The organism is Butyricimonas hominis (assembly GCF_014287455.1).
GTDB lineage: Bacteria > Bacteroidota > Bacteroidia > Bacteroidales > Marinifilaceae > Butyricimonas > Butyricimonas muris.
Map to the genome: position 1 here is coordinate 97,955 of NZ_JACOOH010000001.1, position 19,460 is coordinate 117,414.

The 19,460-nt window shown below is 41.8% G+C and carries 15 protein-coding genes; 12 read left to right on the top strand and 3 right to left on the bottom strand.

Annotated features, from left to right (window positions below; translation table 11 throughout):
* Window positions 1-19 precede the first annotated feature (19 nt).
* From H8S64_RS00380 to H8S64_RS00400, 5 genes are all read left to right on the top strand, one after another.
* On the top strand, window positions 20-3,610 hold the full coding sequence (locus tag H8S64_RS00380) for a SusC/RagA family TonB-linked outer membrane protein (protein WP_186974547.1): 3,591 nt from the start codon (window positions 20-22) through the stop codon (window positions 3,608-3,610).
* Window positions 3,611-3,621: 11 nt separating this feature from the next.
* Entirely contained in the window at window positions 3,622-5,196 is a 1,575-nt protein-coding gene (locus tag H8S64_RS00385; protein ID WP_186974548.1) for a RagB/SusD family nutrient uptake outer membrane protein, read from the top strand.
* Between the two features lie 11 nt (window positions 5,197-5,207).
* The gene (locus H8S64_RS00390; protein WP_186974549.1) at window positions 5,208-6,293 is read left to right on the top strand and encodes a hypothetical protein; all 1,086 of its coding nucleotides are present in this window, start codon (window positions 5,208-5,210) and stop codon (window positions 6,291-6,293) included.
* Between the two features lie 216 nt (window positions 6,294-6,509).
* Window positions 6,510-7,454, top strand: a complete 945-nt coding sequence (locus tag H8S64_RS00395; protein WP_186974550.1) for a TlpA family protein disulfide reductase — start codon at window positions 6,510-6,512, stop codon at window positions 7,452-7,454.
* 5 nt (window positions 7,455-7,459) lie between these two features.
* Window positions 7,460-8,539, top strand: coding sequence for a thioredoxin family protein (locus H8S64_RS00400; RefSeq protein ID WP_186974551.1), 1,080 nt, complete (start codon window positions 7,460-7,462; stop codon window positions 8,537-8,539).
* 224 nt (window positions 8,540-8,763) lie between these two features.
* Here H8S64_RS00400 and H8S64_RS00405 read toward each other — a convergent pair whose 3' ends face one another.
* A complete protein-coding gene (locus H8S64_RS00405) occupies window positions 8,764-9,441 on the bottom strand; it encodes a 4'-phosphopantetheinyl transferase family protein (RefSeq protein ID WP_186974552.1) in 678 nt (225 codons plus the stop codon).
* A 222-nt stretch (window positions 9,442-9,663) separates the two neighbouring features.
* On the opposite strand from H8S64_RS00405, the gene H8S64_RS00410 reads away from it, so the two are divergent.
* The 5 genes from H8S64_RS00410 (at window position 9,664) to H8S64_RS00430 (ending at window position 14,350) form a co-directional block, all read left to right on the top strand.
* On the top strand, window positions 9,664-10,359 hold the full coding sequence (locus H8S64_RS00410; protein WP_099290897.1) for an energy transducer TonB: 696 nt from the start codon (window positions 9,664-9,666) through the stop codon (window positions 10,357-10,359).
* 202 nt (window positions 10,360-10,561) lie between these two features.
* Entirely contained in the window at window positions 10,562-11,248 is a 687-nt protein-coding gene (locus H8S64_RS00415) for an energy transducer TonB (RefSeq protein ID WP_099290898.1), read from the top strand.
* Between the two features lie 197 nt (window positions 11,249-11,445).
* Entirely contained in the window at window positions 11,446-12,132 is a 687-nt protein-coding gene (locus tag H8S64_RS00420) for an energy transducer TonB (protein ID WP_099290899.1), read from the top strand.
* A 63-nt stretch (window positions 12,133-12,195) separates the two neighbouring features.
* A complete protein-coding gene (hflX, locus tag H8S64_RS00425; RefSeq protein ID WP_186974553.1) occupies window positions 12,196-13,416 on the top strand; it encodes a GTPase HflX in 1,221 nt (406 codons plus the stop codon).
* A 220-nt stretch (window positions 13,417-13,636) separates the two neighbouring features.
* Window positions 13,637-14,350, top strand: a complete 714-nt coding sequence (locus H8S64_RS00430; protein WP_186974554.1) for an energy transducer TonB — start codon at window positions 13,637-13,639, stop codon at window positions 14,348-14,350.
* 91 nt (window positions 14,351-14,441) lie between these two features.
* Here the strand turns inward: H8S64_RS00430 and tyrS are convergent, their stop codons facing one another.
* Together tyrS and H8S64_RS00440 are read right to left on the bottom strand one after the other, a co-directional pair.
* On the bottom strand, window positions 14,442-15,734 hold the full coding sequence (tyrS, locus tag H8S64_RS00435; protein WP_099290902.1) for a tyrosine--tRNA ligase: 1,293 nt from the start codon (window positions 15,732-15,734) through the stop codon (window positions 14,442-14,444).
* A 36-nt stretch (window positions 15,735-15,770) separates the two neighbouring features.
* Window positions 15,771-16,250 carry a CvpA family protein gene (locus H8S64_RS00440; protein WP_099290903.1) on the bottom strand — a complete coding sequence of 160 codons (480 nt, stop codon included), beginning with the start codon at window positions 16,248-16,250 and terminating at the stop codon, window positions 15,771-15,773.
* A 189-nt stretch (window positions 16,251-16,439) separates the two neighbouring features.
* On the opposite strand from H8S64_RS00440, the gene aspS reads away from it, so the two are divergent.
* Together aspS and H8S64_RS00450 are read left to right on the top strand one after the other, a co-directional pair.
* Window positions 16,440-18,188, top strand: coding sequence for an aspartate--tRNA ligase (aspS, locus tag H8S64_RS00445; protein WP_099290904.1), 1,749 nt, complete (start codon window positions 16,440-16,442; stop codon window positions 18,186-18,188).
* 95 nt (window positions 18,189-18,283) lie between these two features.
* Window positions 18,284-19,411, top strand: coding sequence for a DNA polymerase III subunit (locus tag H8S64_RS00450; protein WP_099290905.1), 1,128 nt, complete (start codon window positions 18,284-18,286; stop codon window positions 19,409-19,411).
* Window positions 19,412-19,460 lie beyond the last annotated feature (49 nt).

Below are 19,460 nucleotides of genomic sequence, written 5' to 3' on the forward strand. Positions count from 1 at the left end.
CAAATAATAAAACAACATTATGAAAAAGAAGAAAAGAACAGCGTACATCTTTGTCAGTTTTTTATTCTTATCCGTTTCATTATTGTGCAGTAAAATAACTTACGCACAAGATACAACGGTAAACCTAAACTACAAGGATGCCTCTTTCGTGGAAGTCATTAACGAGTTCCGTAAACAAACCGGTGTCAAATTCATGTATAACCTCGAAAAGGTAAAAGACAAAAAATGCAAAGACCTTGTGGTCAAGAATACTCCCGTGAAACAAGCCATTGACATCGTACTGAAGCATTTCGGGTTAGCTTACTCGATGGTAGAAGGAGTGGTCGTGGTTAAAGAAAAAGCAGAAGAACCGCAAACGAAAAGAATCATTAAAGGGACCGTGGTTGACGAAAACGGGGAACCGCTTCCCGGGGTGACGGTTCTCATCAAGGGAACAACCGTGGGTGTTTCCACTGACGTGAACGGAAATTTCAGTATCGCCCTGCCCGGGAAAAGCGACAACAGCCTGATATTCTCTTTTATCGGGATGGAAACGAAGGTAGTGAAATGCACGGATGACACCCCCCTGAAAGTTACCTTAAAGCTGGATGCGTCACAACTGGACGAAGTGACCGTAGTGTCTACCGGGTACAGTAGCCTTCCCCGGAAAGACATGGTGGGAGCATACACTACCGTAAAAGCGGAAGATATCATGATGCCGGCATTCAACTCCATCGACCAGATGCTGCAAGGACAAATCCCGGGAATGGTGGTGGTTAACTCGTCTTCCCGAATCGGCAGTAACCCAAAAATAACGATTCGGGGTACATCTACCGTTCTCGGTAACTCTGACCCGTTGTGGGTTGTAGACGGAATTATCCAACCTGACCCGCTCCCGCTAGACGCCACTGCCGCAGTCACGGAAGACATGAAAAACCTGATCGGTAACCAAATTTCATGGTTGAACCCTGCCGACATAGAAACCATCACGGTTTTAAAAGACGCTTCCGCCACCGCGATATACGGTTCCAAAGCCTCCAACGGCGTTATCGTGATTACCACCAAGCAAGGAAGCGCCGAGCGAACCAGCATCCGCTATTCTAATAATTTTTCACTCCGTACCCGCCCGAACTATGGCATGTTCAATTACATGAACTCGAAAGAACGTATCCAGTTCAGTAAAGAAGCTTACGATTCGGGAATCCGGTACCAGAAAGATCCCCTTCCCCAGATCTATACATACGAGGGCTTGATGGCCATGTTTAACAATCGCCTGATTGGTGAAAGCGATTTCATGAAACAAATGGAAAGACTGGAAACATGCAACACGGATTGGTTTGATTTGCTATGTCGCAATTCATTCAGCCACAACCATAACTTAAGTGTTTCCGGGGGAACAAAAAAAGTGACTTACAACGCCTCTTTCGGCTACTCGTCAAATCATGGTAGCCAGAAAGGTGATGATATGACACGCTTCACCTCCCGCTTGAACATCAGAGCTCAATTTATCGAATCTTTAGCGGTTACTCTCAATATAAACGGTTCTGTCGGGGAGAAAAAAGGATACGGTCCGGGGGTTAGCCCGGAAACTTACGCAAAAAATACCAGCCGGGCAATCCCTGTACACGAAGAGAATGGAGAATTGGCATTCTACAAGCAATACTATCAATACAAGCTAAATAGAACGGGTGTACTGGAATACGGTTATAACATACTGCACGAAATGGAAAACAGTTATTCCAAAAACGATTCCAAAAATTTTAATATTTCGCTCAACGCCGATTGGAGTATCACGAATTGGCTGAAATACCAGTTCGTGGGAAGCGTAGCGTACGGGATGAATAATGCAGAGTCATTCGCGGGTGAAAAAACTTCTTATATCGAGCTGAACTATCGCGGTTATCCTTATAATTCGGAAATTGCAGGTTCCGACAGGTTTAATGCAGCCATGTTACCGTTCGGGGGAGAGTTAGCCACAAACGAGACGAACACCACCTCCTATAATATGCAAAACAAAATATTGGTTTCCAAAACTTTCAATGATATTCACCGCATCAACGGGATGGCTGCCATGGAAATTCGTTCGGAGGAGAATAAAAATAACACGAACACTGTATGGGGATACATACCCGAACGCGGAGAACTTCTGGTTAGCCCTACAATCCCGACAGAAATTATACCCGTGGGAGGCGTCGAACCGATTAGCTGGGGAGCATTGGATAAACTCTATCAAGGTGGTTGGAAAAATACGTCTATAACGAACAATTTCGTTTCTTTTTTTGCCACATTCGCCTATTCCTTGAAAGACCGCTACGTAATCAACGCTAACGTGAGATCCGATGCCTCGAACCGATTCGGACAAGATGCCAACAAGCAATTCGACCCAACATATTCATTCGGTGTATCTTGGAGAATGGCAGAAGAGGAATTCATCAAAATTCATCTCCCGTGGCTCAATCAATTGAATTTCCGTGCCACATACGGAGTTCAAGGAAACGTGGTAACTTCCGTAAGCCCGGAGCTTATTGTCCGCCATCGAGGAATCCTCCAACATTACAAGGAGTATTACTTGACAATATCCAGCATACCCAATCCCCTGTTGAAATGGGAACGGACAAAAACTTGGAATCTGGGATTAGACCTACAATTATTTAATGGCATCAACATGAGCCTAGAGTATTACGGCAGACGTTCAAACGCTATTATCAGTCAAGATATCGCTCAAGAATACGGAATGGCTAGCATGAAACTGAACGGAGGACGTATTCACAATCACGGAATAGAGTATTCCATCAATTTAACCCCCTACAAGAGAAAAAATTTCGCATGGACTATCAATATCAATGCTTCCAAGAACTGGAACAAAGCACAAAATGACGATATCAGAACAAGAGTGAATAAAATCAACAAAAACGATTTTATTAACGGGAACCGCGAGCGTTTATTGAAAAAAGGCTATCCAATCAGTGGCTTCTGGTCTTACTCTTTCGCCGGCCTAGACCCGGCAACCGGATACCCGACCTTCAACAAGATTGATTTTGAAGAAACGGATTCCGATATCGACCCAACCACCTTCCTCGTTTATTCCGGACAAACCGACCCTTACTTTTCCGGGGGAGTTTCCACACGTGCCCGTTATAAAAGTTTATCCGTAGGAGCAAGTTTCTCTGTGTTGCTGGGTGGTAAAAAACGTCTTCCAAACCCTTATAGCAGTTTTAGTCACGGGAAACTACCGGAACCTTATAACAATCTATCAAAGGATTTGTTAAAACGTTGGCAAAAACCCGGAGATGAAAAACACACGATTTACCCGGCATTGTACACTTCCGTCGAAGATGTTATCAACATACAACTCCCGGACGGCACCACGGCAAATTCCATCTATGGAATGTGGGCTAATTCTGACGCGATGGTGGTAAACGCATCTTTTTTACGTTGCACGCAACTTTCCCTAACATGGAATCTTCCGGTACAGTTATGTTCCAAATTCGGTGCCACCAACTGTTCCGTTAGCGCAAACGTAAATAATCCGTTTGTTATCGGTAGCAGTCGCTTTAATGGCTTTGACCCGGAATTAGGAACCAGCGTTATGCCCAAAGTTTTCTCGTTTGGTTTGAGTGTAGGATTTTAATAAAAGCAGTCATGAAACAAAGAATTATATTTACCCTTATTATCAGCTTGATATTTGGCGGATGCGGAGATTTTCTTGAACCCAAATCCAAGAGTGAATTCGTACCTAAAGACGCAACCTCCTTAAATGAACTTTTGCTGGGAGAAGCTTATCTACGTTATACCAGCACGGGACTAAACCTCTTCCTTCAATTATTGGACGATGACGTCACCGCCGCTCCTTACCAAGAACCCAAGGTTGGTGCAGATCCAAATCAATGGTGGGCACCCTACTCTTGGCAATCAAATTTGTACGAGGTAATGAAATCTACCGGACAAAATCATACCAACATTTATAGCGCTTACTACTCCGTGATACTAGGGACAAATGCCATCCTAGATTATATTGTTGATATAAAAGATGATATAAACATTATCAATATCGTAAAAGCTCAAGCATTTGCCCTTCGCGGATTCGCATACTTCAATCTGGTAAACCTTTTCGGAACTCCCTATAATAACGATAAAACGGCATTAGGCGTTCCCTTGAAATTAAACAGTGGTATTGAAGAATCTGAGCTAAAAAGAAATACGGTAGAACAAGTCTATTCACAAATACTAAAGGACCTTCAAGAAGCCGAACGCTTGTACAAATCATTACCCGTAGATCAACAATGGCAACCGAATAGAAGAACAAGCCTCCCCATGGTACAACTTCTTCTTTCGAGAGTTTATTTATACATGGAACAATGGGAAAATGCAGCGACTTACGCCAATTACGTCATTCAAAACGAGAATTTTCATTTACTGGATTTAAACACGATTGCAACTCAACGTCCTTCATATCCTTACGATCCCACGTATTTGGATTATCATTCATACACCAATTCTCCTGAAACGATATGGGTCTATGGAAACATGAGCGATGTCACTTACTATGTCTATAACACCAGTGCAGGAAAAGAAGGACGTCCTTTTTTCAGAGCCTCGGAAGAGTTGATGAAATGTTTTGACGAAACTCCGGGAGATCTCCGCAAGGAGCGTTATGTTATTCGCCATCGATATGAAATCGTCAACGAAAATAATGAATTGGAAAAAATGCCGCAAGCATTCGGGAAATTACATGTAAGTTCCTCATTGTACTATCAACCAACTTCAGGTAATGGTATCTTTAGTAGAAGTTTCCGTTTATCGGAAGCATATTTGAATTTATGCGAAGCAAAAGCCATGTTGAACAGAGCCGGGAATGCAAACGCGGGAACGGAAGCCCTGCGTACACTGAATGACTTCCGGAAATATCGTTTCCCCGCCGACTACCAAAATGAAAGCATATCAGACCCAGACGAGTTGATCACGTTTATACATAACGAACGCCGTAGGGAATTATGTTTCGAGGACCACCGCTGGTTTGATCTACGTCGCTGGGGAATGAAAGAAATAAAACACACGTGGTATCCGGATGAAACATCTACGCTCGTGTACACACTTCAAGAAAATGATCCCGGTTTCACTCTACCCTTGCCCGATGATGCATTGGAACTGAACAATTTACTAGAACAAAACCCGTTAGCTCCCGCTCCACGTGACGGTAATTTAACCTCTAATTAAAACAACTATTTATGAAACAGCATTTATTTATAGTACTAAGTTGTATTTTCATGATAACATCTTGTTATCATGAAAATGATGTGACACCTTCCGGCAATTACTCCGTTCTTCGATTCGAATTTCCTCAAGGCAATAATCCATGGGATACGGAAATTAAAGAGATTCATGATACTTATGGAGTATATTTACTTTACAAAGGTATTACTCCTCAAGACCTTAATCGACAATGGACCTCTTTAGGAACAGGTAAACTTTATTATGGCAACGATCTTACCGATGAACAAGCACCTTACTATCTGGGCTTTTTGAAAAATCACGTCTTCAATTACGTGACTCCTAAAATTGCACAGCTTGTATTACCCGCAAAAATATATATGCTCGATAATCTAAGAGGGCTACAACCGGGGGAAGATCCTGACGCTGATAGTGGTTCCGGGACAGGAACGGGAACAGGGACGGGAACAGGAACTGGCACAGGAACTGGGACGGGAACTGGGACGGGAACAGGCACTGGAACCGGCACTGGAACAGGGACAGGAACAGGGACAGGAACCACAAATCGGAATTTTGTTGCATTAAAAACCGACGGTTTTGATTATTGGGCTATCAGTTTCACAGATGATGAAATAGCGCATCCGAATGCTCAATCACTTAAAATCAGACGCGCAACTTTCCTCTACTTAATGATTGAAGCCGCATTACAAAATGGAACTTTTATAGAACCAAACGATTTCAAGAATGGCATTGATTACACGAAGAATCCAATTCTTTCTAAAGACTATGAAAAAGACGATCCTAATTATTATATGAACCGAGGATTTATAAATATCGTTCACCGCAGTTTTAACCAAAAAGAAACTGTTCCAAGCAGTTTATCCCACTATACAAACCCAAATTGGGAAAAAGAAGCTTACCCTTACCGGGATTTCCTCAGTTATATAAGAGCAGCCATGTTCTACACCAGAAAAGAGTTTCAAGTAAAATATCCACCGGAAACTTACCCGCTTATTAATCAAAGGTATGAAATCGTGGTGAATCATTTAAAAAACAATTGTGGCATTGATCTAGAAGGAATAGCTCAAGGTCCTCAAAATTAATCATCTAAATTTATAAGGTATCAAAAGTTCTAATAGAATTTTTGATACCTTGTTTTCTCTTATTATAAAAACATGAAAATAAAGATTCTCATTTTCCTACAACTATTTCATTTTTCCCTTTTCGCACAGAACAATAATTTTTATCAACATCTTAAACAAGAATGGACAAAAGAATTTTCCGATGCAAAAGATATTATAAAAACCTATCGTGAAAATATGAAAGAAACGGGTAAAAGAAATACACCGTCAGCCATTCAGAACAAGTGCTTCATGCTTATCCAAAGTGGAAGATATATCATCCAAAACAAAGGTGAAAAGGCCGATATTAAATTTTTACTCCGGGAAATTCCTCCCATCAAGTTAAACAACCCGACAGTTACAGCCTTTATCCAAGAGAATAACCCGGGACAGTTCACGGATTATTATTACATGATTCAAGCATTGAAAAAAGGGGAATCTTTCGATGAAGCAAGAGATGGAATTTCCTTTTCCACACAATTTCCCGTCAGACCCCTCAATCACAACGATTATACCAAATTGAAAGAGATTCTGTCCGGCAATAATACCTTATTACATCAAATCTATCTGAAAAAGCTGAAATTCTTATTCCAAAACAACGGATGCCCGAAAGAAATCGCAGACTTACGTCCGAGCATTGAATCTCACGTGGTAGATTCCCCCTTGAAACAAGAAATATTGAGCCTTTACGAACAATACGCACCCTTACGAGAAGGAATGCCCGCCCCATTGTCTTCACTGCAAGACGCAAATGGCATACTTTACACTTTCAATGACTTCAAAGGCAAGGTTATTGTTGCAGATATATGGGCAACATGGTGTTGTAGTTGTATCGAGAAAATGCCAAAATTCATACAATTGCAAAATGAATTCCGCAATCAAAAAGACATCTTATTTATAAGCATTTCCATTGATCAAAAAAATGCACGCAACAAATGGTTAAAAGCCTTGGAAGAAAATAAAATGACAGGGCTTCTGAATCTTATTTCCTATCCAACGGAAAATTCTCATTTTGAAACAGATTATCATGTCATCGGGGTACCCCGCTACTTTATTATAGATAAAGAAGGAAAAATCGTAACCGTCTTTGCCCCCGGTCCCGGTAAAGAAATGAAAGAATTAATACAAAATATATTGAAATAATAACTATGAAATCTATTTATCTTATTGGTTTATTACTATGCCTTTCCGCTACTTGTACTGCCCAAGAGGGAACAAATTTTGAAGATTTAACCTTCAACGAGGCTTTGGCAAAATCGAAACAAACAGGAAAAAGATTATTCATCGACTGTTACACGAAAACCTGTGGTCCATGCAAATACATGGTCAATTTCATCTTCCCGTTGAAAGAATGTGGCGACTATTTTAACAGCAATTACATCTGCATCATGAAAGACATGCAGGAAGGAGAAGGAATTGATATCGCAAAAAAATATCAAGTACAAGTCTATCCGACTTATCTGATCTTAAATCATGACGGAAGCCTTTTCTGTCGCATGGATGGCGGTGCGGTATCCAAACCTGAAGACGATTTCGTGCAGAAAGTCAAAAATGTGGTAAAGTTGGCCGAAATGAAACAACAATACGAGAAGGGAGAACGAAGCGATTCCTTTTTAAAAGAATACATCGCTTTTCTGCAAATACACGATAAAAAACAGTTACAGAGGGTTTTGAGCGGAACAATGCCTTTGCTAGGAGTAAACAAGTTGTGTGAACCGGAAAACTGGAAGCTAATCAAAAATGAAATTGAAAATGTTGATACCCCGCTTTTCGGTTATCTCGTGAACAACCGAAAAGCATTTAGTCGAAAACTGGGACGCCAAGAGGTAGAAACTAAAATCATGAACACGTACAAAAATGAATTTCGTATGATGAAAATGATGAATATGAATTTCGACAGCCGGCTGACAGATCTAAAACAACTGGAAAAGGATAATTACAAAGGGGCACGAGCATTAAGATATAGTATGCTATTCCGACAAATCATCAACAACAAACAAACCAACCGAGTCAACGAAATCCTCAAAGTGCTACAAAGTCTGCCTCAACAACTCCCGGACGAACAAGAAATCGTAAGCGTTTTGCAAGAATTAAAAAATTTCGAACAAATCGCCAATCAACAACAATTGGAAAAAACTCGCACCTGTTTGCAGGAAATAAGTAAACGTGTTCAACCCGAAAATAAAAATCAAATAAACCGAATTATGGCAAGCCTTTCAAAAGGATAGATACTCGGCATTTAGGATGTGTCAAAACACACCTCTAGTCTATAAAGTCCATAAAGTCGAGCCTTCGGCTCCTAAAGTCTATAAAGTCAGTAATTTGATAACACTCTGATGAACAACATTATAATATATTGGTTACTTGTGCATTTGACCTTACGACATTATGGACATTTAGACCTTATTGACGAGAGGGCGTGTTTTGACACGCTCTCATTCTTTCGAACCACTCAGCATATCAATTCTTGTAAGGAAACGGCACAGAGTGCAGGCTTCTCATTATATTCTCCGCAAACATAACAAGCATAACCAGTATCTATCAAACAAGGATAAACATACAAAGGCAATTCCCTCGTTCCCTCTGACAATGAAATTTTCCCATCTGAAAACCGCACGACAAAACTATTCAATGGGCGGGTTAATCCCGTACCGGTATATTTAAGGAAACTCTCCTTGACCGACCAGTAATCGTAGAACAATTTATCTTGTTCAACTCCGGAAGCAACTTCCAATTCCCGTACTTCCCGCGCGTGAAAGAAACGCCCGGCAACCTCCATTCTCGCCTTCGACCGCTTTTCAATATCTACACCGATCTCCCCATCGGAAACGGCACACACCACGTAAATCCCCGAATGAGAAATATTAAAAAAAACACCCTCCCGCTCCGCAACAAAAGGCTTTCCTTTCTCCCCCCGGGCAAACCGATAACTCCCGAAGGGCATTCCGAAATATTTCCTTAACGCAAAAACAGTTAAGGCTTCGCCAAGTACCCGACGTATGACAACACCCTTATTTCTAAAGCTCCCCGCCTCAACCAAACACTCTTCCGACACTTTATCTTGCAAAGAAGTGAACACCTCGTCATACATTTCATCTGACGGAACCCGGATAAATAATACTTTTATCATGATGCAAAGTTAGAAAAGATATAAATAACACCTCCCTCCAATGAACAAATATTCCAAAAAACCTAATAAACACGGGACACTTAACGTTATTTTAAAATACATCGCTTAAAAATTTAAGAAAATATTCACATTTCTGATTCAAAAACTTGTTTATATCATTTTTATCTTCTACTTTTGGAACATCAAATTAACGTTTAGATAACATTTCAAAAACGCAAGGTCATGGAAGCAAAAAAAACATCCCGTTCCAATTTGGAAAACAAGCGGTTCATTTTCCGCGAGATAGGGCTTGTTGTAGCTCTTGCAGTCGTGTTTTTTGCCTTTGAGACAAAATTCTACCAAGAAGAAACAAAAGAAATCATTCTCGTGGATACAGAGACCATTGAAGATGACGTTCTTCCAATAGTAGTACCTCAACAAGCATCCAGACCGTTACCCAAAATCAAAATGATGCCGATCGATTATATCGACATCGTGAACGAGGAATTGGAATTGGATGATCCGGACATCATTGACGTTACCGAAAGTCAAAACGGCTCGATAAACGGCATCGAAGGTATAGAAGATCAATATTCGACCGGTACGGGAGATGAAGAATTTGATGAAACTATACCATTTCTTAACCCGGAGCTCATGCCCAAATTTAACGGAGATTTAAACAAATGGCTTAGGAAAAACTTAAATTACCCGGAAAGAGCAAGAGAAAGCGGAGTTCAAGGAAAAATATTTATTGAATTTATCGTTGAAAAAGACGGTAGCATTACTGCGGCAAAAGTGTTAAGATCCGTTCATCCGGACTTGGATCGCGAAGCACTTCGAGTGGTAAACTCCATGCCGAAATGGAAACCGGGAATGCAAAGAGATAAGACCGTAAGGGTGAAATTTACTATCCCTATCACATTCCGCATCAGTTACTAGAAACATACAGTGATTTACATACAATACGAACATCCCGAAAAAGGACAATCCAAGTGGTTGTCCTTTTTTACTTCTCTTTATCCATGAAGTTAAATCTAACATTTCCAATAAAAAAAGAGCAAAAAAGTTTGCATTTCCCACTAAATTTTATTATCTTTACAAATACATTATGCGAGAGTTACAGAATCTAAACAGCAAGAATATGGAAATCAAAAAAACACCCAAGGCAAACCTCGAGGGGAAGAAAGGTATCTTCTTCGAGATCGGTTTGGTCGTTGCTCTAGGTATTCTACTTTGCGCTTTCAACTGGAAGGCGACCACCGAAGTAGAAGAAGGTTTCAATACCGTGATAGATATTCCGATAGAGGAAGAAATTATCCCGTTTACTCATTCGTACTTAAAACCTCCTCCACCCCCTCCACCAGCCCCTAAATTAACCGATCTGATCGAGATCGTTGACCAAGAACTGGACATTGACGATGAACTAGAAATCGAAGATGCCGAAGCGGACGTGGAGAATCGCACAAATTATTCTTATGACGAAACCGGAAATGGCTATGCCGACGAAGGTGATTACGAAGAAGACATATTCCGAATCGTGGAAGATATGCCCACTTTCCCGGGAGATATCAATAAATGGCTAGGTAAAAACGTGAAATACCCAGTTATCGCACAAGAAAACAATATTCAAGGCAAAGTTATCGTGCAATTCGTGATAGAGAGAGACGGAAGCATCACCGACGTGCAAGTAGTAAGGCCTGTCGATCCTTCATTGGACAAAGAAGCCATTCGTGTAGTAAAATCCATGCCCAAATGGAAGCCCGGTAAACAAAGAGGTAAAGCTGTAAGAGTATCTTACACGGTACCGATCAATTTCAGATTACAATAAAAATCCAATACCTTCTGAAAAAGAGACTGCCAATACAGACAGTCTCTTCTATTTAAGAATATTTAAAGGAAAATCAATCCTATATTTAACATTTTCTTCAAAAAAAAGAAGAGAACTATTGTGGTTTATACCGAATTTGATTATTTTTACCGACGCAAATTGAAGAAATATAGAGCTTATAATATTAAACTAATAACATGGAAATCAAAAAAACACCTAAGGCAGACCTAGAAGGAAAGAAAGGTATTTTCTTCGAGATCGGTCTGGTAGTGGCTCTAGGTATTCTACTTTGCGCTTTCAACTGGAAAGCCAACACGAAAGTAGAAGAAGGTTTCGTTACCGTAGCCGAAGAGCCCGTGGAAGAGGAAATCATTCCAATTACCCAACAGATGATGAAACCGCCTCCACCTCCTCCTCCAGCTCCCAAGTTAACAGACTTGATCGAGATCGTTGACCAAGAATTGGATATCGATGAAGAACTGGAAATCGAAGACGTGGAAGCTAACGTGGAAAACCGCACTGATTATAGCTATGACTATGACGGAACCGGTTATGATGAAGGGGATTACGGTGAGGAAGATATTTTCCAAGTAGTAGAGGATATGCCCACGTTCCCGGGAGATATTAATAAATGGTTAGGTAAAAACGTGAAATACCCGGTTATTGCACAAGAAAACAATATCCAAGGTAGAGTTACCGTACAATTCGTGATCGAGAGAGACGGTAGCATCACTGACGTGAAAGTATTGAGAGGTGTTGACCCTTCTCTGGATAAAGAAGCCGTTCGCGTGGTAAAATCCATGCCGAAATGGAAACCCGGAAAACAGAGAGGTAAACCCGTACGAGTATCTTACACTGTACCTATCAACTTCAGATTACAGTAAGAAAGACACTTTAAACTAATAAAGGGGCTGTCGTTCATCGTCAGCCCTTTCTTTTCCTTATATATGAGCAATTATTTTTACACGAAAAAAGAAGCAGAAAAAGCAATTCTTGTAGGCGTAGCGCTACAATCAGAAAATATCAGCTACGATACCATGTGCGAATACTTGGACGAACTCGCTTTTCTGGCAGAGACAGCAGGAGCGGAAACCGTGAAAATATTCACACAAAATTTGGATAAACCGGTAACGGCAACTTTCGTAGGGAAGGGTAAGCTGGAAGAAATCAAAAACTATGTTGAAGAAAACGACATTGACTTGATTATTTTCGACGATGAACTCAGCCCGACACAACTCCGGAATATCGAACGGGAATTAAAAGGCAGGAAAGTCCTCGACCGCACGAACCTTATCCTTGACATTTTCGCTAAAAGAGCCCGTACCGCGGAAGCAAGAGCCCAAGTGGAACTTGCCCAGTACCAGTATTTACTCCCGCGACTGACAGGTATGTGGACTCACTTGGAAAGACAAAAAGGAGGTATCGGTCTACGCGGTCCCGGGGAAACGGAAATAGAGACCGACCGACGCATCATCCGGGATAAAATTACCCGCTTGAAAGAACAACTGGAAAAGATCGACAAACAAATGGTCACGCAGCGCAAGAACCGGGGTAAACTGGTACGTGTGGCTCTCGTGGGATATACCAATGTCGGCAAATCCACCTTGATGAACCTTTTAAGCAAATCGGAAGTGTTCGCGGAGAACAAACTCTTCGCCACGCTCGATACAACCGTCCGGAAAATCGCTATAAAGAACGTACCGTTTCTTTTAGCCGACACAGTAGGGTTTATTCGTAAACTTCCTCATCATCTGGTAGAGTCCTTTAAATCGACTCTGGACGAGGTGAGAGAAGCCGATGTAATTCTCCATGTAGTAGACATATCACACCCTCAATTCGAAGATCAGGTAAGGATTGTGAATGAAACTTTAAGTGAACTCATCGACACCCCGAAACCAACGATCACCGTGTTCAATAAAATAGACGCCTTTACCTACACGAAAAAGGACGAAGACGACCTGACACCCATTGAGCGCAAAAATTACAGTCTGGATGACCTGAAACAAATGTGGATGTCCAAGCAGGGTGAGGAAACGGTCTATATCTCGGCAAAGGGAAAAGAGAACATTGATGAACTAAAGGAAAAACTATACGATATCGTGAAAGATATCCATTCCGCACGTTTCCCTTTCAACGATTTCCTGTATCAAGAATACGAAGAAGAATAGTTCGGGCAACTGTTTTAACCGTAAAATCCTTATAATTTATAAAGTCCATAAGATCAGCACCAATCGGCTATCTTATGGACTTTACAGTTTTACAAACCATAACAATTCCAGAGTTTTTTGACTAATTCACTTCTTTTACGGAAAAGTAAACCAATATATTTGGCTTTTCGGCTAACTTTTTGTATATTAGAGGTAAAAGCTTAACTAAGACAATTAAGTTATGGAAGTAAAGAAATCATCTAAAGCGAGTCTCGAAAACAAAAAGGGTATCTTCTTCGAGATAGGTCTAATCCTAGCATTAGCCTCTCTACTCTTTGCTTTCGAATGGAGAACTAACGTGAAGGTTGAAGAAGGCTTCATAACGGTCGCGGAAGAGCCGCTGGAAGAGGAGATTATTCCCATCACCCAACAATCACTGATGAGACCACCCCCTCCCCCTCCTCCCGCTCCTAGGTTGACTGACCTTATGCAGATTGTTGACGAAGAATTGGATATCGATGACATGCTCGAAATCGAAGATGCCGAATCTAATGTCGGGAATCAAAACTCATACGGTAACAATTATTCCGGAAGTAGTATGGGAGACTATGATAGCTATGGAGATGGTGAATACACGGGAGAATCGGATATATTCGTGGTCGTAGAGGATATGCCCAGATTCCCCGGCGGAGATGTACAGGCTTGGCTGTCGAAACATGTCAAATACCCGATTATAGCGCAGGAGAACAATATTCAAGGTAGAGTAGTCGTGCAATTCGTTATCGAAAAGGACGGTAGCATCACGGATGTAAGAGTCATCAGAGCTGTCGACCCATCACTTGATAAAGAAGCTGTGCGGGTTATTCAAACCATGCCGAAATGGATCCCGGGGAAACAAAGAGGCAAAGCCGTAAGAGTTTCCTACACGGTACCCATTAATTTTAAACTACAATAAAAGAGAGGCCGCAGCCTCTCTTTGTTTATAAAGTTTATAAAGTTCGTAAAGTTCATAAAGTAATAGAACCTTATAAACTTTATAAACCTTTCTATTTCACCGTAATCAAGAAATAATTCTTTTTCCCGCTCTGCAAGAGGATGAACTTATCATCTATCAAGTACTCGGGAGTAACAATCAATTCCTGATCCTGCACTTTCTCTTTATTAATACTAATAGCATTTCCTTTTAGAGCGCGCCTAGCCTCTCCCTTGGAAGACATCATGGAAGTCTTTTCCGCCATCAAGTCCACAATATGGATACCTGCCTCCAAATCGGCTCTCTCGACATCAAATTGAGGCACCCCCTCGAACACGGACAATAAAGTATCTTCATCCAATCTCTTCAAAGCATCTGAAGTAGCATTACCGAAAAGGATTTGTGAAGCTTCCAATGCAGACTCGTAGGCTTCTTCATCGTGAATCAAACAAGTCACCTCTTTCGCCAATACCTTCTGCAATTTTCTCAAATGCGGAGCCTCTTGATGTTCGGCAATCAGCGCATCAATTTCAGCCGGAGGCAATATCGTGAATATTTTAATATATTTAGCGGCATCCTCATCCGTACTGTTCAACCAGAACTGGTAGAACTTGTAAGGAGAAGTCCGTTTCGGATCTAACCAGATGTTACCCGATTCCGTCTTACCAAACTTCTTTCCGTCACTTTTGGTCATCAACGGCCACGTGAATCCGTAAGCCTCACCCCCGTCCTTGCGGCGGATCAACTCACCCCCGGTTGTGATATTTCCCCATTGGTCGGAACCTCCTACTTGTAACAAACAATTATAATTCCGACGTAAATAAAGGAAATCATATCCCTGCACCAATTGATAGGTAAATTCAGTAAAAGACAATCCTTGTGTAGAATCAGCACTCAACCGTTTTTTCACGGACTCTTTTGACATCATATAGTTTACGGTAATATGTTTTCCCACCTCCCGGATAAAATCAAGGAAAGAGAAATTCTTCATCCAATCGTAATTATTCACCATAATCGCAGCGTTGGATGCATCCGAGTTGAAATCAATAAACTTGGATAATTGAGCCTTGATCCCCGCCATATTCTTTTGGATCGTTTCTTCATCAAGCAAATTACGTTCCAAGGATTTGCCGCTAGGATCACCGATCATTCCAGTGGCTCCCCCGATAACAAAGATGGGTTTGTGACCTGCCATTTGCAAATGCTTCATCATCATCACCGAAACCAGATGCCCGATATGTAATGAATCAGCCGTCGGATCGATCCCCACGTAAGCAGTCGTTAACTCTTTTGCAAGTTGCTCTTCAGTACCCGGGATAATACTATGAACCATCCCTCTCCATCTTAGTTCTTCTACAAAATTCATCGATTCTTAAATTTATATGTTCGTATTCGTTCCAAATTATTTAAAAGCGCTCTCGTAAACGCCATTCGCGAAGTTAACAAAAGGTTGATACAATAGACTATCACTTTTTGTTTTTACTGAGATAAATTCATAACGATTGTCCATCGCATTCACGATAAAAAGAATCACGCATACCACGATTGCCGATTTCAACACGCCCATCACGATCCCGAACAGTTTATTAAACAACCCAAGCGAAACCATATCAATCAACTTCGTGAGCAATTTCCCCAACAAATGAATCACAATAATAACCAGCAAGAAGGTAACCGCAAAAGCGATATAATAGGCATACGACTCCGGCATCGCTATAAAGTCTTTCAAAAAATCCTCCATGTTCACGGCGTATCTCAAAGAGATAAAAACCCCCAAGACCAACGCGAACAACGTTGACATCTCAACTATCAATCCTCGACTAAACCCTTTATAAGCCCCGTATACTAACGGGAGCAATATTATCACATCAATGTAATTCACTGTTAATTATTTAATCACATCATTTCAGCTCCCAAAGATAAGGAATTGTCTACTCTTACACGAGTATTCAAACCAAAATTATTCAACAAAAATATACCCGCGTTCAATTTTCGGCAGTTTATGTCTTTAAACTGACAAATTCTTACTATTTTCGCAGGATATTTATGCCAGAATCTAAATTTGATAATTATGTATAGAACACATACTTGTGGGCAATTAAGGATAGAAAACGCGGGAGAGAGCGTTTGTCTTAGCGGATGGGTACAAAAGGTAAGAAAACTGGGAGCCATGACTTTCGTGGATCTACGTGATCGTTATGGCATTACCCAATTGGTGGTTGAAGAGTCCGCTCCCGAAGAAATTAAAAATAACGTGGCTAAACTCGGACGGGAATACGTGATTCAGGTAAGAGGAACCGTGATCGAGCGAGCCAGCAAAAACAATAAAATTCCGACGGGAGATATCGAGATATCCGTGAACGAGCTTACCGTGCTGAGCGAGTCGGAAACTCCTCCTTTCACGATAGAAGACCAAACCGACGGCGGTGATGAACTCCGTATGAAATATCGTTACTTGGACTTACGCCGTCCCATTGTACGCAAGAACATCGAGTTACGCCACCGGATGGCGCAACTGGTAAGAAATTACCTGAGCAACCAGAATTTTATCGAGGTAGAAACTCCCGTGCTTGTAAAAAGCACACCGGAAGGCGCACGTGATTTCGTGGTACCTTCCCGTATGAACCAAGGTCAATTCTACGCTTTGCCGCAAAGTCCGCAGACGCTAAAACAACTGCTGATGGTTTCCGGTTTCGACCGTTATTTCCAGATCGTGAAATGTTTCCGGGACGAAGACCTCCGCGCAGACCGTCAACCCGAATTCACGCAAATTGACTGTGAGATGTCGTTCGTGGAACAAGAGGATATTCTGGATACATTCGAGGGATTGATCAAGCATTTGTTCAAAGAAATCCGGAACGTGGATATTCCCACGCTACCGAGAATGACGTGGATTGACGCCATGGAGCAATACGGCTGTGACAAACCCGATATCCGTTTTGACATGAAATTCGTCGATTTGACAAACGTGGCAAAGGGAAAAGACTTTGCCGTGTTCAACGAGGCGGAATACATCGGGGCGATCTGCGCACCGAAATGTGCCGGATACACCCGCAAACAAGTGGACGAATTAACGGAATTCGTGAAACGCCCGCAAACAGGAGCAAAAGGATTGGTTTACGTGCGTTACAACGAAGACGGCACATTCAAATCATCCATCGACAAATTCTATACCCCGGAAGATCTGAAGATTTGGGCGGATGCCTGCAAAGCAGAACCGGGCGACTTGCTGTTGATTCTCGTCGGACCGAAATTCAAGACGTTAGCTCAACTTTGCGATTTACGCTTAGAAATGGGTTCCCGCCTCGGTTTAAGAGATAAGGATGTATTCAAACCTCTGTGGGTGGTAGACTTCCCGTTGTTGGAATGGGATGAAGAAACCCAGCGTTTCTACGCAATGCATCACCCGTTCACCTCCCCCAAGCCGGAAGACATTTCTTTGATGACAACCGACCCGGGTAAGGTTAGGGCAAACGCTTACGATATGGTAATCAACGGAGTGGAAGTCGGTGGTGGTTCTATCCGTATCCACGACTCTGCACTACAATCCAAAATGTTTGATTGCTTGGGAATCTCGCACGAGACAGCGCAAGAACAATTCGGTTTCCTCATGGGTGCGTTCAAATACGGGGCTCCTCCTCACGGCGGTATCGCTTTCGGATTTGACCGTCTTGCTTCCATGTTCGCCGGACTTGATTCAATCCGCGACGTCATCGCTTTCCCGAAGAACAACTCCGGTCGTGACGTCATGCTCGACGCTCCCTCCGAGATCGCGAAAGAACAATTCGATGAACTAGGCATTCAATTGAAAACAAATTAATTTACGATTTATGAATTACGATTTACGATTACAAAAGCGTTGGCTTGCGGACGAGAAATCTAAAATCATAAATCTTTAAATCTAAAATTGATAAGGTGTTTTTTAAAGACGTCATAGGACATGAAGAGATAAAGCAACGACTGATATCTTCCCTGCAATCGGGAAGAATCAGTCACGCTCAACTTTTTGCCGGGGAAACGGGAGCGGGTTCACTGGCTTTGGCCTTGGCTTTCACACAATACCTGTTTTGCACGGGAGATAAACACGAAGATGCCTGCGGTGTCTGTCCCGAATGCAAAAAAATGCAGAAGTTGATTCACCCAGATCTGCATTTTGTGTATCCTGTTGTAAAATCCACGAGGATAAAAACACCTATCAGCGACGAGTATATCAACGAATGGCGAAAACTCTTGCTCGAAAGTCCCTATATAGACCTTGAAAAATGGTTAAGTGCCATGGGAGCGGACGAGAACGCCCAAGCCATGATATACACGGAGGAAAGCGGCAACATTCTCCGCAAACTAAACTTGAAATCATTTGAATCGGAATACAAGGTGATGATCATCTGGTTGCCCGAAAAAATGAAAGCGGAATGTTCCAACAAACTACTCAAGATACTGGAAGAGCCTTACCCGAACACGCTTTTCCTATTAATAGCGGAACATGCGGAAGAGATTATCAACACGATCCTTTCCCGCACGCAGCGAATCAATATTCCGCCATTAACACAGAAAGATATCGCAGAACAACTGGTACTGCAAAAACGCCTGGTTCGGGAATCCGCCGAGGAGGTGGCACACGTGGCCTCCGGGAGCTGGCTGAAAGCACTCCGGATGTTGAACGAAACTGACGAAACGATATATAACCAAGAGAAATTCGTACAGATGATGCGCTTGTGCTGGGAACGCAAGATGCTTCCTGTCAACGAATTTGTCAACGAATTGGCCTCTCTCGGGAGAGAGAAACAAAAAAGTTTTCTAATCCATTGCACCCGGATGTTACGGGAGAATTTTGTCCGGAACTTTGGGATAGAAAAAATTGTATACATGACAGAAAGAGAGAAGACTTTTTCCACGAAATTCTCTCCTTACGTGCATGAAGGAAATATCATTCCTCTTTTCGAAGAATTCGAGAAAGCATACAGCGACATCATTCGAAACGGGAACGGGAAAATTATCCTCACGGATCTTTGTATCAAAGTGATGCAAAACATCAGACCGTGACGGGAGAACTATAAAATAAAAGATAAAAACTAAAAATTGAAGCATTGGA

Coding starts and splice junctions, on each gene's coding strand:
- H8S64_RS00380 (WP_186974547.1), top strand. CDS start 20: ATGAAAAAGAAGAAAAGAACAGCGTACATCTTTGTCAGTTTTTTATTC.
- H8S64_RS00385 (WP_186974548.1), top strand. CDS start 3,622: ATGAAACAAAGAATTATATTTACCCTTATTATCAGCTTGATATTTGGC.
- H8S64_RS00390 (WP_186974549.1), top strand. CDS start 5,208: ATGAAACAGCATTTATTTATAGTACTAAGTTGTATTTTCATGATAACA.
- H8S64_RS00395 (WP_186974550.1), top strand. CDS start 6,510: ATGAAAGAAACGGGTAAAAGAAATACACCGTCAGCCATTCAGAACAAG.
- H8S64_RS00400 (WP_186974551.1), top strand. CDS start 7,460: ATGAAATCTATTTATCTTATTGGTTTATTACTATGCCTTTCCGCTACT.
- H8S64_RS00405 (WP_186974552.1), bottom strand. CDS start 9,441: ATGATAAAAGTATTATTTATCCGGGTTCCGTCAGATGAAATGTATGAC.
- H8S64_RS00410 (WP_099290897.1), top strand. CDS start 9,664: ATGGAAGCAAAAAAAACATCCCGTTCCAATTTGGAAAACAAGCGGTTC.
- H8S64_RS00415 (WP_099290898.1), top strand. CDS start 10,562: ATGGAAATCAAAAAAACACCCAAGGCAAACCTCGAGGGGAAGAAAGGT.
- H8S64_RS00420 (WP_099290899.1), top strand. CDS start 11,446: ATGGAAATCAAAAAAACACCTAAGGCAGACCTAGAAGGAAAGAAAGGT.
- hflX (WP_186974553.1), top strand. CDS start 12,196: ATGAGCAATTATTTTTACACGAAAAAAGAAGCAGAAAAAGCAATTCTT.
- H8S64_RS00430 (WP_186974554.1), top strand. CDS start 13,637: ATGGAAGTAAAGAAATCATCTAAAGCGAGTCTCGAAAACAAAAAGGGT.
- tyrS (WP_099290902.1), bottom strand. CDS start 15,734: ATGAATTTTGTAGAAGAACTAAGATGGAGAGGGATGGTTCATAGTATT.
- aspS (WP_099290904.1), top strand. CDS start 16,440: ATGTATAGAACACATACTTGTGGGCAATTAAGGATAGAAAACGCGGGA.